Origin of the sequence: Arcobacter roscoffensis (assembly GCF_024267655.1) — a bacterium.
In the GTDB taxonomy this organism is placed as follows: domain Bacteria; phylum Campylobacterota; class Campylobacteria; order Campylobacterales; family Arcobacteraceae; genus Arcobacter_B; species Arcobacter_B roscoffensis.
In genome coordinates this window covers 2,776,944-2,791,602 of record NZ_CP100595.1, presented here as the reverse complement: position 1 = coordinate 2,791,602, position 14,659 = coordinate 2,776,944, and the positions used below count along the sequence as shown (strand labels likewise).

Genomic DNA, 14,659 nt, shown 5'->3' with positions numbered 1-14,659 from the left:
ATATTTCCTTTATAATTTGTAAGTACATATATTATATTGAAAAAATCTAATATTAAGATAATAATTAAGAAGTTGATTTAAATTAAGAAATAAAGCCTAAATTAAGTTAGGCTCTATTGTTTTTCCCAAACAACACCATTTGGTGTGTCCATTAAGTTGATACTCATAGCTGATAATTCATCTCTTACTTTATCTGCTGTTTCAAAATCTTTAGCTTTTTTAGCTTCAGTTCTTTTTGAAATAAGTTCTTCAATTTTATTTTTTGTTTGCTCATCAATTCCAAATTGGAAATACTCATAGGCGTCACTTCCTCCAAAACCTAAAGCTTCTTCAATAAATTCTAAAGATGCTACTAGTTCTTTTTTAAAAGCCTTATCTTTTGGGTTTTCATTTAGTCTTTCATTCGCATTATTGATAAATTCATCTATAACTGAAAGAGCTTTTGAAGTGTTTAAATCATCATTTAAAGCTTCAATAATTGCAGCTTTAAAATCTTTGTTTACAGCAGATTTTCCTCCACCATAAACTCTTTTTTTAACTCTATAAAACTTGTCTAATCTTTTTTTAGAAGCTATTAAATCCTCTTCATTGAAATTAAAGTTTGCTCTGTAGTGTGCTGTAATAAGATAGAATCTTACAACTTCACCTGAGTATGATTTTAAAATATCTTTTAAGAAAAATGAATTACCAAGTGACTTACTCATTTTTTCACCATTGATATTTACAAAACCATTATGCATCCAGTATTTTGCTAAATGCTGTTTTGAATCACATCTAGTTTGAGCGGCTTCATTTTCATGGTGAGGAAATAGTAAATCAGCTCCTCCTCCATGAATATCAATTTGATAATCACCATCTTCATAAGCTAAATGCTCTTTTATCATAGCAGAACACTCAATATGCCATCCTGGACGACCCAAACCAAAAGAAGCTTCAAAACTTACATCATTTTCTTTAGCAAATTTCCATAAGGCAAAATCAGAAGGGTTTCTTTTTTCAGTATTTGTTTCTACTCTTGATTGAGAGTTTTCATCACTAGCCATTGAAGAAATAGAACCATAAGTTTCATCTTTTGATGTATCAAAATATATACCATCGCTAGTTTTATAAGCAACATCTTTAGACATTAGGTTATTAATCATATCTTTCATAATTTCAAGATTTTGTGTTGCTTTTGGCTCTAAAGTATTATCTAATACATTTAAAGCTTTCATGTCGTTTTTGTAAGCGTTGATATAAGAAGTAGTAATATCTTCAAGTGTTCTAGAAGTTTCGTACATTTTTTTTATGATTTTATCATCAATATCAGTAAAGTTTTTTGTCATTGTTACTTCATAGTTGTTTATTTTAAACATCCTATGAAGTAAATCAAAGGCAATTGCACTTCTTGCATGACCTAAGTGTGAGTCATCATAAACTGTTGGCCCACACACATATATTTTTACTTGATTTTTCTTGATAGCTTCAAATGGAACTTTTTTCTTCTTTACTGAATCAAATATATTTATAGTTTTCATGTTATTTAAATAGTGCTTCTAAAGATGAAGTATCTCTTGTTTTTTCTTCATTATGATTTGAATCCATAGATGAAGTAGGTGTTTTACCCTCAACTTCAATTAACTCAATATCATATTTTGTAAGCATCGAAGCTAATCTAATATTTAAACCAGCTTTTCCAATTGCTTTAGATTTTTGATCACTTGGAATTGTAACAGTTGCTTTACCTTTTTCATTCCCCTCAGGAGCTTTATCAATCTTAACAGATGATATAATAGCTGGAGATAATGCTCTTGATAAGAACATTTCAGGAACTGTTGAGAATTCAACACAATCAATGTTTTCGCCATTTAATTGTTGAGATACAGCACTAATTCTAACACCTTTTACACCAACAACAGAACCAATAGGATCAATTTGTGGATCAGTAGTTAAAAGTGCAATTTTAGCTCTTGAACCTGGGATTCTAGCACTTGCTTCAATAGAGATTTTTTCATCTTTAAGTTCTGGAACTTCAAGTTTTAATAATGACTCTAAGAATTTAGGGCTTGTTCTTGAAATTTCAATAATTAAACCATTAGTTTTATCAATATTTACAGCTTTTACAACTGCTTTAATTGTATCACCAATTCTGAAAGATTCACCCTTAATTCTACTTTTTCTAGCAAGCATACCTTTAACTTCACCAATTTCGATAAATGTATTTTCAGCTCTATCTACTCTAGTTACAGTTCCAGAGATGATTCTTCCTATTTTACTTTTATATTTACTAACTAAATTCTCTTCAATAAATCTTTGAATTCTATATTCAAAATTGTTATGTAAAATCGTAGCTGCATTTCTTCCCATATTTTCAAATTCAAGGTCGTAATCTACTGTATCACCTACTTCTAAATCTTGATCAATCTCTTTTGCTTCGCTTAGTTCAATAAAGTTTTCAGGGTTAAGTTTATTTCCCCATTCATCTTCACCTAAACCTAAAGTTCTATTATCCCCATCAGGTACAACTTCAATTTTTTGTGAAAGTTCTAACTTTTTATTTTCTCTATCGATATTTGCATCAAAGACTAATGTTTCATCTACCATTTTTTGGGCAGTTTTGATTAATGCTTCTTTTAAAGCATTTTCAACATCTTCAATTTTTAAGCCTTTTTCATAGGCAATTGAATCTAAAATATCTATTATTTTGTCCATTAATAACCTTTTTTATGTTGACATTGAAATGATTTGTTTTGATTTCCAATGTAATGTAGGCAGATATTATATCTAAAACTTCTTTTATACAAATTAAAGCAATTTTAAGATAAAATGTATAGTTAGATTAAAAAAGAAAAGGGCTTAATAAATGGAATTATTATTTGCTAGAAACGAGTTAAATGAAAAACCCAAAAAAGTACAATTAGATAAGATTAAAGAAGAATTACAAAAAGAGGGTGAAAAAATTTTCTATTTTGATAGAGATAATTCTCACAAAGATATGATGGCATTAGTAGATGCTTTAGAAGATGAAGGCTTAAATGTATATTTTAGAGAAGTTAAATACGGTTTAGCTGATGAAGAATATATGTATGAGGTTCATGCACTTTAATAGAAAGTAGTTTAGCAAAATGAGTTCAAACAAAAAATTATTTATTCAAACTTTAGGCTGTCAGATGAATGACACTGATAGTCAACATATTGCATCTGAATTAGAAAAGCATAAAGATTACACTCAAACTGAGCAAATTGAAGATGCTGATTTAATTATCATTAACACATGTTCAGTAAGAGAAAAGCCAGTACAAAAACTTTTTTCTGAAATAGGTCAATTCAATAAAAAGAAAAAAGATGGAGCTAAAATTGGTGTTTGTGGATGTACGGCAAGTCATTTAGGTAAAGACATCATTAAAAGAGCACCATATGTAGATTTTGTTGTTGGTGCTAGAAACATCTCTAAGATAAAAGACGTTGTTGATGTAAAAGGTGCAGTTGAAATTGCTATTGACAATGATGAGTCAATGTATGAATTTGCTGCTGCAAAAACAAACAAATATAGAGCTAGTGTAAATATCTCAGTTGGTTGTGATAAAAAGTGTACTTACTGTATTGTTCCTAATACAAGAGGTGAAGAGATTTCTATTCCACCTGAAATGATTGTAAAGCAAGTTCAAAATGCAGTTGATGAAGGTGCAGTTGAAGTTATGCTTTTAGGTCAAAATGTAAACTCTTATGGTAGAAGATTTTCAGATAAAAGACCTAAGTACTCTTTTACAAAACTTTTACAAGATGTTTCAAAAATTGAGAAATTAAAAAGAATTAGATTTACATCTCCTCACCCTTTACATATGGATGATGAGTTTATTGAAGAGTTTGCAAAAAATGAAAAGATCTCTAGATGTATTCATATGCCATTACAAAGTGGTTCAACTTCAATTTTAAGAGCTATGAAAAGAGGATACACAAAAGAGTGGTTCTTAAATAGAGCAGCTAAAATGAGAGAGTTAGTTCCAAACCTTAGAATTACAACTGATATTATTGTTGCATTTCCTGGTGAAACAGATGAAGACTATCAAGATACTTTAGATGTAGTTAGAAAAGTAGGCTTTGATCAAGTATTCAATTTTAAATACTCACCTAGACCTGAAACAGCAGCATTAGAGCTAAAAGAACAAGAAATTCCTGATGAAATTGGAAGTGCAAGATTAACTGAGTTAATTGAACTTCATAAAAGACATCTTGAACAAGAAATGCCTAAGCTTATTGGTTCAACTGTAAATATTTTAGTTGAGTCATTAAAACCAAATGGTGAGATTTCTGGTTATACTGATAACTATCTTCAAGTATTTGCAAAAGGTAGTGATGATTTACTTGGTAAATTTGTGGATGTTAAAGTAACAGATGTAACAAGAACAGCTTTAAAGGGTGAAGTAATAGCCTAATGAAGCTTTTCTTTAAACTAAAAATATTACCATATTTTTTATATTTTTTAGTTAGATTAATCTATGCTACAAACAAAAAAGTTTATCATCATCCAAAGTTAGATGATGAAGCTTATATTTTTGTTATGTGGCATGGAGATTTGCTAAGTCAACCTTTTAACTACAAAGCCCAAAGAGCTAATAAAGTAGTAAAAGGTATGATTAGTTTAAATAAAGATGGAGAAATTCTATCAAAAACTTTTTCACTTTTAGGAATAGAAGCCATAAGAGGTTCTTCTTCTAAAGGTGCAGCTAAAGTTTTAATTAGTACAATTAAGGAAATTAAATCAGGAAGCGACGTGGCTATTACTCCTGATGGTCCAAGAGGACCTAGATTTTCTGTAGCAAATGGTGTTGTAGCCATTGCTCAAAAAAGTGGTTCTAAAGTTGTAGTTTTAAACTCAAAACCAAGTAAGTATTGGCAGTTTGATTCTTGGGATAAGTTTGTTTTACCTAAGCCTTTTGGTAAAATAGATTTTTATATGTCAGAACCTTATGATATTAGTAACTTACAAATAGATGAAGCAAAAGATTTTATTAAAGAAAAACTAATGGTTCATTCAATTAAATAGTTTAAATAGGAAATATATGTTTAGTAAAGAGTCTTTATATATTAATGCAATTAAATATGATACTCAATTAAAACTAGATTATAAAAAGCTAGATGATGAGCAGATAAGTGAAGCGAATAATTCAGTTTTTTTAGTTAAAGATGAGATATTATCCCATGAAATTGCTCATAAAATTAATGCATCTCAGAAACAAACACCCGTAACTTATATCTCTACTTTACTTATTAGTGATACAACAAAATTAATTCCTAAATCAAGTAAAAAACCAAATGATTGTGAAATAGCACATTTTAATAATGACTATGATATTGCTGTTTTAAAATCTACTCTTTTTGAGACAGAACACTATTTTGAGAAAACAGGGATTGATTATATCTATTCTGCTTTTCATATTTTGAATTTACATATTGAACAAAAAGTATGTAAGAATCAACTTCTAATTTTTTTATTCAATAATAAGGCATTTATATTAATACTTGATGACAAATCAAAGATTGTTTACAGTAAAACAGTTGAACTACCAAATTTTGATAGTGTTAAAAAAACACATTTTTATGATGATGATGTAGTAGGACAAAAGCTTTTTGATGAAATTTATTATTTAGAGTTAAGTGAAATTATTCACAATAATTTAAATGAGTTTTATGAGAAAGAATCACAAACATTTATTGATAAAATTACTATTCTTTATACTTTAAAGCAATTGAGCCAAGAACAAATTGATAATTTAAGTAATGAGCTACTACTTACAATAGATTATCAACCAATAAATATTGATGAAGAGATTTTTGAATTATCAAAAGATAAACATCAAAAACAAAGCTTTATAAGTCCAAGAAAAAAAGAGAAGAAAGGTAATTACTTTACTATTCTTATTGTGCTATTTTTTGCTTTATCTTTTTATGGAGTTTATCTTTTATTTGATGAAGTATCACAAAACAAAACTCAAGAAACTAAAACAGAGAAAAATCTAAGAAGTGAAGTTAAACTTCCAGATCATGTCAATAAAAATGACAGAATTATAAAAAGAATAAAAGCTATTTTTGATTCAATTCCTTATGATGTAGTATTAAGTGAAATGGTTGTAGATGGAGATGCTTTACTTCTAAGAGCTAAGTTTATAAAAGATGATACTTTTATAAAGTCTCTTCAACCAGAACTTGGCTCACTTTATGAAACAATAGAAGTGGAATTGGACTCAAAAGATAAGAAATATTTCGTTGATGGTACAGTTATGGCTAAAGACTTACTTGATTTAGAAGATATAAACTATAAAAAATACAATAGTAGGTATATTGTAGATGAGTTTTTTCCTATTTCAAGAGTAACTGAACAATTAAAGATTTTAATGCCCGAAAATGCAATAGTTAAATTTCAATCAAGTCAAAATAAGAAAGTTACTGTATTCAACTATTTGGTTAATATTGAAGTAGCTACACCTAAAGAGTTTTTTGATTTAATTGATATGATAAATAATGAGTTATATTCAATTAGTATTTCTTATCCAATAAGTATGATAAAAAATGAAGAGGGTAATTTAGATATTGAGTTTAATATTCAATTTAATCAACCTCAATAATCTAAAGATATTAATAGAAATAAAAAGAATTAAAGGTTAATTCCAAACCTTTAATTCATTATAAATAGAATCTCTTTCAACAGGTGTAAATCCTGTATTTTGGATTAGCTCTACAAACTCTTTTAAAGCAACTCCTCCTGCACTTGAAGCACCAGCAGCACTTTGAATTGATTCTTTTTCAATTGTTCCATCAACATCATTTGCTCCAAATTCTTGAGCTATTAGTGCAAGTTTTACCGTTGATGTTGCCCAATATGCTTTGATATTTGAAATATTATCAAGCATAATTCTAGCAATTGCATAAGTTTTTAAAATCTCTTGACCAGTTAATGGCTCTTCAACTTTTAAGTAATTGTTTTCTGTTTGATATACTAAAGGAATAAAGGCATTGAAACCACCTGTTTCATCTTGCAAGTCTCTTAGTCTTATCATGTGATCAATTCTATGTTCTCTTGATTCTACATGACCAAATAACATAGTAGCATTACTTTGCATTCCTGCTTTATGCCAAAGTCTGTGAATTTGTAGCCATTCATCAGATTTAACTTTTCCACCACAGATTTTTTTTCGCACTTTTTCATCAAAAATCTCAGCACCGCCACCTGGCATTGAATCAATTCCATGCTCTTTCATCATAGAAATTAAATCTTCATAAGATACATCATACTCTTTACTTAAGAAGTGTATTTCTGCTGCTGTTAAGGCTTTTACATGTATTGAAGGATAATTTTCTTTAATTTTTCTAAAAACATCCATATACCATTGTAAGCCTGTATCTGGATTATGTGCTGATACAATATGAACTTCTTTAATATCATTCTTTGAAGAGTTTTTAACAATATCCAAAATCTCTTCATGACTCATTGTCCATTGATTTGGATTTTTTCTACTTGCACTATAGGCACAGAATTGACAAACATCTTTACATACATTTGTTGGATTTATGTGTCTATTAATATTAAAATATGTTTTTTTACCGTGCTTTTCTTCTCTTATTTTGTTTGCATAATGAGCTAAAGTAAATAAGTCTAAATCAAAAAGTTCTACACCATCTTCATAGCTTAGTCTTTGCCCATTTTCTAATTTTTCAATAATACTCATAATTTTCCTATTTACAATCTAAATCTTTAGTTAACTCTTTATGTCTTCCAATATGAATAAAACCAATACAAGTTTTATTTAGATTACCATCAAAGAATCTTACTTTATATACTGTACTTTTATATCTAGTCTTAGTATCTTCTACCCTTAATTTATTAATCACTTCCATACTATTTATATTTTTGTGTCCTAAAGTAGCAAGTATTTCAGTCATTTTTTTCTCTTTTAAATCTTTTAGTACAAAAAATATTGCAATTGCAAGAGCTACAATTATACTAATTATAATAACAGTTTTCTTTGGTAGTTTCCTAACTTCAGTTTCACTCATATCTTTTCCTATTCTTCTATTTTCATTTCACTTAATGGTTTAAATTGATTCTCTTTTTCATCTAAATAATCAATTTCACCATTTTGTACATCATAGTGCCAACCATGAATTTGTAGTGTTTTATCTTCAACTTTCTTTTTTACATCAGGATAAGTTAAAAGATTTTTTAATTGATGTTTTATAGAGTTTCTCTCTGTTATTCTATACATCTCTTCTTGGGTATTAAACTTTTTATCAGCTAAAGTTTTTTCTTTTGCAGCCATACCAAGTTTTAGCCAAGTTTTAACATGAACCAATGAAGTCGTATCAGGAATTTGATCATATTCATATAAGCTTTTACAAGCTCCACAGTGAGTGTGACCACATACTATTATGTGTTTTACTCCAAGAACAGCAACTGCATACTCAATAGCAGCAGCACTTCCATGGAAATCCTCATCATGTCTAAATGGAGGAATAAAATTACCTACATTTCTTAAAATAAACATATCACCTGGTTTTGTATTTAACATTAAATCAGGTGTTAATCTGCTATCTGAACAACCCACAAATAATACTTCTGGTTTTTGTCCATTTAGAACTAATTCATTTAGTTCTTCTTGCCACTTTGGAACCTTACTTTCTTGAAAGCTTTTGTGACCTTTTATTAATTGTTTTAAAATCATTTTATTTACTCTTATCTATTATTTTTTTATTATTTCAACTTCACTTGAAAATGTAAAAGAAAACTTAATAAAGTTGCTATTTTCACATAAGTTCCTTTATTAATTTACATACATCTCTTAAATCATCTTCTTCTATATCTATTTTTGCTATAAGTCTAATAATGGCTATTTTTACAGTTGGTTGCCTAATTGCTCCAACTACAAAGCCTTTTTTTTCAACTTCTTTTTGAATCTCTTTAACTTTTTTATTATCTGCAATTTCAATTGGAATAATTAAACTTTCAGATGCGATATTTAAAATTTCTTCAACTATTTTCAGATTTTTATTTATTTTTTCTTTTAGTGCTTTTTTATTGTTTACAATAAAGTGTAAAGATTCTAAGCCCATTGCCATATCAAAAAGTGATGGTGCAGTAGAGTAAATAATAGGCTTAGCTCTATTTTGTAAAAACTCAATAATTTCTTTTGAAGCTAAGATATAAGCTCCATATGAACCATAGGCTTTTCCTAGTGTGCCCATTTTGATATGATGCTTATTAGGTTTAATTTTATAGTAATCAAAAATTCCCAATAAACTATCTCCTAAAACACCTGAACTGTGAGCTTCATCTACAATTAGTAGGCTGTCGTATTTTTTTGCTATATGGAATATCTCTTCTTTTGCAAGATCTCCACCCATTGAGTAAACACCCTCAATGGCGATTATTTTTCTACCTTTTCTTTCACAAGCTTTTAGTTTTTCCTCTAAGTCTTTTTCATCATTATGATTAAATACAATAACTTGTTCATCTTTTAGAAGTTTAGTAGCTAAAATACCACTTGCATGATAGTCATCGTCAATAAATAAAGTATCATTTTTTCTACAAAGTGCTTCTATCATGGAAATATTTGCTAAAAATCCAGAACCTACGCAAACAGCTGCTTCAAATTTATTTACTTCACAAAGCTTCTCTTCAAACTCTTTATGAATAGGGTTGTAACCATTTACAAGCATAGAAGCTTTGGGTGAATAGTACTTTTGTTTAAGTACTCTTTCATAAGCATTTTGAAAAATATTTACATTGGAAGCTAGACCTAAATAGTCATTTGAAGCTAAATCAATTAAGTTTTCATTGAAGATATCTCGTGTTCTAAATCTATTTGATTTTTTAATTGAAAGTAGTTCTTTTGAATACAAAAAATTCTCCATAAGTGTTTATTTATGTTATCTAAAAAACCATAAAAAATAGTTGAATAATTAATGAATAATTTAGATGCTAGTTTAATGCTATTTTGTCTTGTTATACTTTTTTTACTAATTTTATATACGTCATTTAAAAAGATGAATGTATCGCTCATTACATTCATCTTTCTAATAAAGAGCAATATTTTACAAGACTTTTAACAAACTATTATGTATTATCTTTACCATGAATAACAAAATATTAAAAATCAAAGATTTAGACTACTTAGAACTAAAATACTCAAGAAGTTTTCATGAGTGTTCTCAAAAACATTATCATAATCTAATATGCTTTTTAGCCTTGAAAAAAGGAACAGCTAAAATAGTTATAAATGAAAAAGAAACAATATTAGATGAAAATACTTTAGTTGTAATAAATCCAAATGAAGTACATTATTCAATAAGTAGCGATTTTAACGAAGACTATTATGTTATTTATATAGATAGATCATGGTATATGAATTTACAGAAACTAACTTATAAAACAGAAGATACTCTGCTTTTACCTAATAAAATTGTCAAAAAAAGGTATTTAGATAGTTTTTTTGCACTTTTTGAATTTTTAAACTCTTCAAATGAAAGTATCAAAAAAGAGCTTTTATTATTAGATTTTTTTAAAGAGATATTCACTATGTATTGTAAAAAAAGTGAAGTTGTAAAAATGGATAATACAACTCAAATTGCAAAAGATTTCAAAGAGTATATTGAAAATAATATCTCTTCAAAACTAACACTTTCAAAAATTTCAAACGAGTTAGGCTATAGCCCTTATCATATTATAAGAGTTTGTAATCAAGATTTTGGTTTATCTGCAAATGCTTATATAGTAAATAAAAGAGTGCATAGAGCAAAAAAACTTATAGCTGATGGTTTTGATATAAGTAAGGCTGCTTTAGAAGTTGGCTTCTATGATCAAAGTCATTTAACAAATGTATTTAAAAAAGTATTTGCAATAACTCCAAAAGCGTATCAAAAGGAAATAGAAAAAAATGAAGATTAATTTACTTGATAAAAATAGCAATTTTAATATTTTACTTGCTGGAATTATAGGACTTTTTATAGGTGTTGGAGTTGCAAGATTTTCTTATACTTCTTTGCTTCCTGCGATGCTTGAAGATGAAGCTTTGACTTTAACTTTCTCTGGAATCTTGGCTTCTGTAAATTATGTGGGGTATTTAAGTGGAGCAATATTTGCAATTTTTATAAAAGATATAGATACAAAAGTAAAGTACTTTAGAATAGGGATTGTTCTATGTATCTTAACCACAATTATTTTAGGAATTACTACAAATGAAATCTTATGGTTTATATCAAGAATAATTGCAGGTTTTGCAGCAGCAATGGCTTTGATTGTTGGTGCTGCTATTGTTATGGTAAAGCTTAATTTTGAAGATAAAACAAAAGCAATGGGAATATACTTTTCTGGTATTGGTATAGCCCTAGCTAGCTCGGATATTATAAGTAGATATGTTTTATCTTACTCTTCTTGGGAAAACTCTTGGATTATTTTGACTTTAAGTGCCGCTCTTGTTTGTTTTTATCCTTTATATATTTTATCTTTTGATAAAAAAGTAGCAAGTAATAATGAAAAACACCCTTTTAATAAAGCTATATTCTCACCTTTTGTGGTTATTTTAATTGCTGCTTATTTTACAGAGGGAGTTGGTTTTGTTGTTCAAGGAACTTTCTTACCAACTATTTTAAAATCAATTGAAGGATTAGAAGATGTCGCAGCTTTGTCTTGGCTTTTAGTGGGTCTTGCTGGAATTCCATCTTCTATTATTTGGATGAGATTAGCTTATAAGTATGGAAGTGTAAATATAATAATACTTGCAATGAGTCTACAAGTTGTTGGTATTTTAATTCCTACACTTACAAGTAATATGTATTTAAACCTTTTTTGTGGGGTATTGTATGGAGGAACTTTTGTTGGACTAGTTGCATTATTTATGAATTTAGGAGGACAATTAGCAAAGAAAAACCCTGTAATGCTGATGGGTGCATTAACTACAGCTTATGGAATAGGGCAAGTTACAGCACCTTTATATGCAGTAAGCTTAACGCAACTAACAGGTAATTATAATTATGCTCTTTATTTAACAGCAGCTATTGTTTCTTTTGGAGTTCTATTGCTTTTATTTTCAAAAAAAGTAATAAATAAGTAGTGTTATAAAATTTGTGATACCTTTGTGCTACAATATGTAGATATAATGAAAGCATTAAAGGAGAGCATATGTTTAAGAACATGTCAATAAAGATAAAACTTACTTTAGTATCAGTTATTGGACTACTGATACTTGGAGTTTTTATTACTGTTTTATCTGTAAATAAATCAACAGAAGCTTTACTAGAAGCTGAGTACAACAAGCTTAAGTCAATTGAAACAACTAAAGCAAGTGAAATTAATAATTATTTTAATTCATTAAAATCACTACTTATTTCACTTGCAAACTCCAAATCTACTCAAGAGGCATTTTTAGAGTTTGAAGACGGTTTTTATAAACTTAGTGATGAAATAGATTTAGATACTCAAAGTATCAAAAAATCATTACAAAATGATTTTGAAGCAAACTATTTAAATAGTGTAAATTATGATGTACCAAATTCACAAAATAGAAGAAGTACTTCTTCATATGTACCCTCACTAGATAGTGCTTTAATTGCTCAATATATTTTTATTACTAATAATAAAGAAAAATTAGGTGAAAAAAATTCACTTATTTATGATGAAGCCTTTGATTCTTCATATATGAAAGCCCATAAAAAGTATCACTTAACTTACGATAAGTATTTAAATGAATTTGCTTTATATGATATCTTTATGGTTGATTTAAAAGGAAATTTAATTTATACAGATTTTAAAGAAAAAGATTTTGCTACAAATTTAAAATCAGGTGTTTACTCAAATACAGGTATTGCAAAAGCTTATAAAAAAGCTTTAAACCTATCAGAAGGTGACTTAGCATTTGAAGATTTCGCACCTTATGAGCCAAGTTATAATGCAGCAGCTTCATTTATTGCAACACCAATTTTTGTAGATGATGTAAAAAAAGGTGTTTTAATATTTCAAATGCCAGTTGATAACATCAATGCTATTATGAACTTTGAAGGTAAATTTAAACAAGCAGGATTAGGAAATAGTGGTGAAGTTTATTTAGTTGGTAGTGATTATAAAATGAGAAACAATTCAAGATTTATAAAAGATATAAAAAATGATGTTGTTCAAAACCTTGGAAGTACTATTGGTATTTGGGAAATAAAAACTCCATCTGTACAAAATGCTTTAGAAAATAAAGACTTTCAAGATATTATTACTGATTATAGAGGAATAGATGTTTTAAGTCTTTCATCTACAATTGATATCTTTGATACTACAAAGTGGGCAATTATTGCCGAAATTGATGAAGAAGAAGCCTTAGCCCCTGCTCATGAGTTAAGATTAATAATATCAGTGCTTTCTCTAATTATTATTGTTTTAGTTGCTTTAGTAACTTTATATTTCTTTAATGCCTTAGTTTTAAAACCTTTAGAGCAGTTCCAAAACTCTTTATTAAGCTTCTTCGATTATGTAAATAAAAAGACAGAGGATATAAAACTTTTAGAAGTTAAATCAAATGATGAAATAGGATTAATGGCAAAAGCTGTAAATGAAAATATCGAATTAACTCAAAAAAGTTTAGAAGAGGAAAAAAGCTTAATAAGTGATGCAAGTACAGTTATTAATAGTGTAAATTCAGGGGATTTATCCCAAAGAATAAACTCAAACTCTTCTAATAAAGGTTTAAATGAACTAAAAGATTTAATTAATACAATGCTTATAAATCTTGATAATAATATCAATAATATTTTAGAGATTTTAGGCGAATATGCAAACTATAATTATTTAAAACAAGTTGACAAAAAAGACTTAAGAGGTGAGTTGGCAAGTTTAATTGATGGAATTAATGATTTAGGTGATTCAATTACAGGAATGCTACTTGAGAATAAAAATAATGGTCTTACTCTTCAAAATGGCTCGCAAAAACTTTTAAGTAATGTTGATTCTTTAAATACAAGTTCAAATGAAGCAGCAGCTTCATTAGAACAAACAGCAGCAGCCTTAGAGGAAATCACAAGTTTAGTAACTACAAATACTCAAAAAGTAAATGAAATGAGTAGCAAAACAAATCAACTTACAAGTTCTGTAAAAGAGGGTGAAAACTTAGCTACTAGTACAACTTTAGCAATGGATGAGATAAATGAGCAAGTTCAATCAATAAGTGAAGCAATTTTAGTAATTGATCAAATTGCTTTCCAAACAAATATCTTGTCACTTAATGCAGCAGTAGAAGCAGCAACAGCAGGTGAAGCTGGGAAAGGCTTTGCAGTAGTTGCCCAAGAAGTTAGAAATCTAGCAAGTAGAAGTGCAGAAGCTGCAAATGAAATAAAATCAATAGTTGAAAATGCCACTTCTAAAGCAAATGAAGGTAAACATATCTCTGAGAATATGATTAAAGGTTATAGTGATTTAAATAGTAGTATTACAGAAACAATAGAGCTAATAAAAGATGTAGCCTCAGCTTCAAGTGAACAAAAAACAGGAGTTGAGCAAGTTAATGATGCTATTAATATGTTAGATAGTCAAACGCAAAAAAATGCAGCAATTGCTACAGAAACAAAAACAATCGCAGAGCAAACAAATAAGATAGCTTTAAAGGTTGTTGAAGATACTAATACTAAAGAGTTTAAAGGCAAATAG

At 28.3% G+C, this 14,659-nt stretch carries 13 protein-coding genes; 7 read left to right on the top strand and 6 right to left on the bottom strand.

The genetic code is table 11. The features are described from left to right. Positions 1–113: 113 nt before the first annotated feature. Complete coding sequence (gene cysS / locus NJU99_RS13205; protein WP_254576374.1) at positions 114–1,517, bottom strand: cysteine--tRNA ligase; 1,404 nt, start codon at positions 1,515–1,517, stop codon at positions 114–116. A 1-nt stretch (position 1,518) separates the two neighbouring features. Beyond that, positions 1,519–2,691, bottom strand: a complete 1,173-nt coding sequence (gene nusA, locus NJU99_RS13200; protein ID WP_254576373.1) for a transcription termination factor NusA — start codon at positions 2,689–2,691, stop codon at positions 1,519–1,521. A gap of 151 nt (positions 2,692–2,842) precedes the next feature. On the opposite strand from nusA, the gene NJU99_RS13195 reads away from it, so the two are divergent. From NJU99_RS13195 to NJU99_RS13180, 4 genes are read left to right on the top strand one after another with little or no spacing between them, the layout of a single operon-like run. Continuing rightward, positions 2,843–3,085, top strand: a complete 243-nt coding sequence (locus tag NJU99_RS13195; RefSeq protein ID WP_254576372.1) for an HP0268 family nuclease — start codon at positions 2,843–2,845, stop codon at positions 3,083–3,085. Positions 3,086–3,104: 19 nt separating this feature from the next. Next, positions 3,105–4,415 (top strand): tRNA (N6-isopentenyl adenosine(37)-C2)-methylthiotransferase MiaB, encoded by a 1,311-nt coding sequence (miaB, locus tag NJU99_RS13190; protein WP_254576371.1) that lies wholly within the window; start codon positions 3,105–3,107, stop codon positions 4,413–4,415. Then, positions 4,415–5,026, top strand: coding sequence for a lysophospholipid acyltransferase family protein (locus NJU99_RS13185; RefSeq protein WP_254576370.1), 612 nt, complete (start codon positions 4,415–4,417; stop codon positions 5,024–5,026). The genes miaB and NJU99_RS13185 overlap by 1 nt, the downstream gene beginning before the upstream one ends. A 16-nt stretch (positions 5,027–5,042) precedes the next feature. Then, complete coding sequence (locus NJU99_RS13180) at positions 5,043–6,605, top strand: hypothetical protein (protein ID WP_254576369.1); 1,563 nt, start codon at positions 5,043–5,045, stop codon at positions 6,603–6,605. Positions 6,606–6,641: 36 nt separating this feature from the next. Here NJU99_RS13180 and mqnE read toward each other — a convergent pair whose 3' ends face one another. The 4 genes from mqnE to NJU99_RS13160 all read right to left on the bottom strand — a co-directional run bounded on the left by mqnE (position 6,642) and on the right by NJU99_RS13160 (position 9,876). Next, complete coding sequence (gene mqnE / locus NJU99_RS13175; RefSeq protein WP_254576368.1) at positions 6,642–7,706, bottom strand: aminofutalosine synthase MqnE; 1,065 nt, start codon at positions 7,704–7,706, stop codon at positions 6,642–6,644. 7 nt (positions 7,707–7,713) lie between these two features. After that, on the bottom strand, positions 7,714–8,034 hold the full coding sequence (locus NJU99_RS13170; RefSeq protein WP_254576367.1) for a hypothetical protein: 321 nt from the start codon (positions 8,032–8,034) through the stop codon (positions 7,714–7,716). A gap of 8 nt (positions 8,035–8,042) precedes the next feature. Continuing rightward, positions 8,043–8,699: a carbonic anhydrase gene (locus tag NJU99_RS13165; protein ID WP_254576366.1), complete on the bottom strand. Its 657-nt coding sequence runs from the start codon at positions 8,697–8,699 to the stop codon at positions 8,043–8,045. A gap of 82 nt (positions 8,700–8,781) precedes the next feature. Next, positions 8,782–9,876 (bottom strand): aminotransferase class I/II-fold pyridoxal phosphate-dependent enzyme, encoded by a 1,095-nt coding sequence (locus tag NJU99_RS13160; RefSeq protein ID WP_254576365.1) that lies wholly within the window; start codon positions 9,874–9,876, stop codon positions 8,782–8,784. 232 nt (positions 9,877–10,108) lie between these two features. Between NJU99_RS13160 and NJU99_RS13155 the strand changes: the two genes are divergently transcribed. The 3 genes from NJU99_RS13155 to NJU99_RS13145 all read left to right on the top strand — a co-directional run bounded on the left by NJU99_RS13155 (position 10,109) and on the right by NJU99_RS13145 (position 14,659). Next, positions 10,109–10,921, top strand: coding sequence for an AraC family transcriptional regulator (locus NJU99_RS13155; protein ID WP_254576364.1), 813 nt, complete (start codon positions 10,109–10,111; stop codon positions 10,919–10,921). Then, positions 10,911–12,086, top strand: coding sequence for a YbfB/YjiJ family MFS transporter (locus tag NJU99_RS13150; protein ID WP_254576363.1), 1,176 nt, complete (start codon positions 10,911–10,913; stop codon positions 12,084–12,086). The genes NJU99_RS13155 and NJU99_RS13150 overlap by 11 nt, the downstream gene beginning before the upstream one ends. Positions 12,087–12,154: 68 nt before the next feature. Then, positions 12,155–14,659, top strand: coding sequence for a methyl-accepting chemotaxis protein (locus NJU99_RS13145; protein WP_254576362.1), 2,505 nt, complete (start codon positions 12,155–12,157; stop codon positions 14,657–14,659).

Excerpts from the sequence above, each read along its gene's own strand:
- cysS (WP_254576374.1), bottom strand. The coding sequence starts at position 1,517 with ATGAAAACTATAAATATATTTGATTCAGTAAAGAAGAAAAAAGTTCCA.
- nusA (WP_254576373.1), bottom strand. The coding sequence starts at position 2,691 with ATGGACAAAATAATAGATATTTTAGATTCAATTGCCTATGAAAAAGGC.
- NJU99_RS13195 (WP_254576372.1), top strand. The coding sequence starts at position 2,843 with ATGGAATTATTATTTGCTAGAAACGAGTTAAATGAAAAACCCAAAAAA.
- miaB (WP_254576371.1), top strand. The coding sequence starts at position 3,105 with ATGAGTTCAAACAAAAAATTATTTATTCAAACTTTAGGCTGTCAGATG.
- NJU99_RS13185 (WP_254576370.1), top strand. The coding sequence starts at position 4,415 with ATGAAGCTTTTCTTTAAACTAAAAATATTACCATATTTTTTATATTTT.
- NJU99_RS13180 (WP_254576369.1), top strand. The coding sequence starts at position 5,043 with ATGTTTAGTAAAGAGTCTTTATATATTAATGCAATTAAATATGATACT.
- mqnE (WP_254576368.1), bottom strand. The coding sequence starts at position 7,706 with ATGAGTATTATTGAAAAATTAGAAAATGGGCAAAGACTAAGCTATGAA.
- NJU99_RS13170 (WP_254576367.1), bottom strand. The coding sequence starts at position 8,034 with ATGAGTGAAACTGAAGTTAGGAAACTACCAAAGAAAACTGTTATTATA.
- NJU99_RS13165 (WP_254576366.1), bottom strand. The coding sequence starts at position 8,699 with ATGATTTTAAAACAATTAATAAAAGGTCACAAAAGCTTTCAAGAAAGT.
- NJU99_RS13155 (WP_254576364.1), top strand. The coding sequence starts at position 10,109 with ATGAATAACAAAATATTAAAAATCAAAGATTTAGACTACTTAGAACTA.
- NJU99_RS13150 (WP_254576363.1), top strand. The coding sequence starts at position 10,911 with ATGAAGATTAATTTACTTGATAAAAATAGCAATTTTAATATTTTACTT.
- NJU99_RS13145 (WP_254576362.1), top strand. The coding sequence starts at position 12,155 with ATGTTTAAGAACATGTCAATAAAGATAAAACTTACTTTAGTATCAGTT.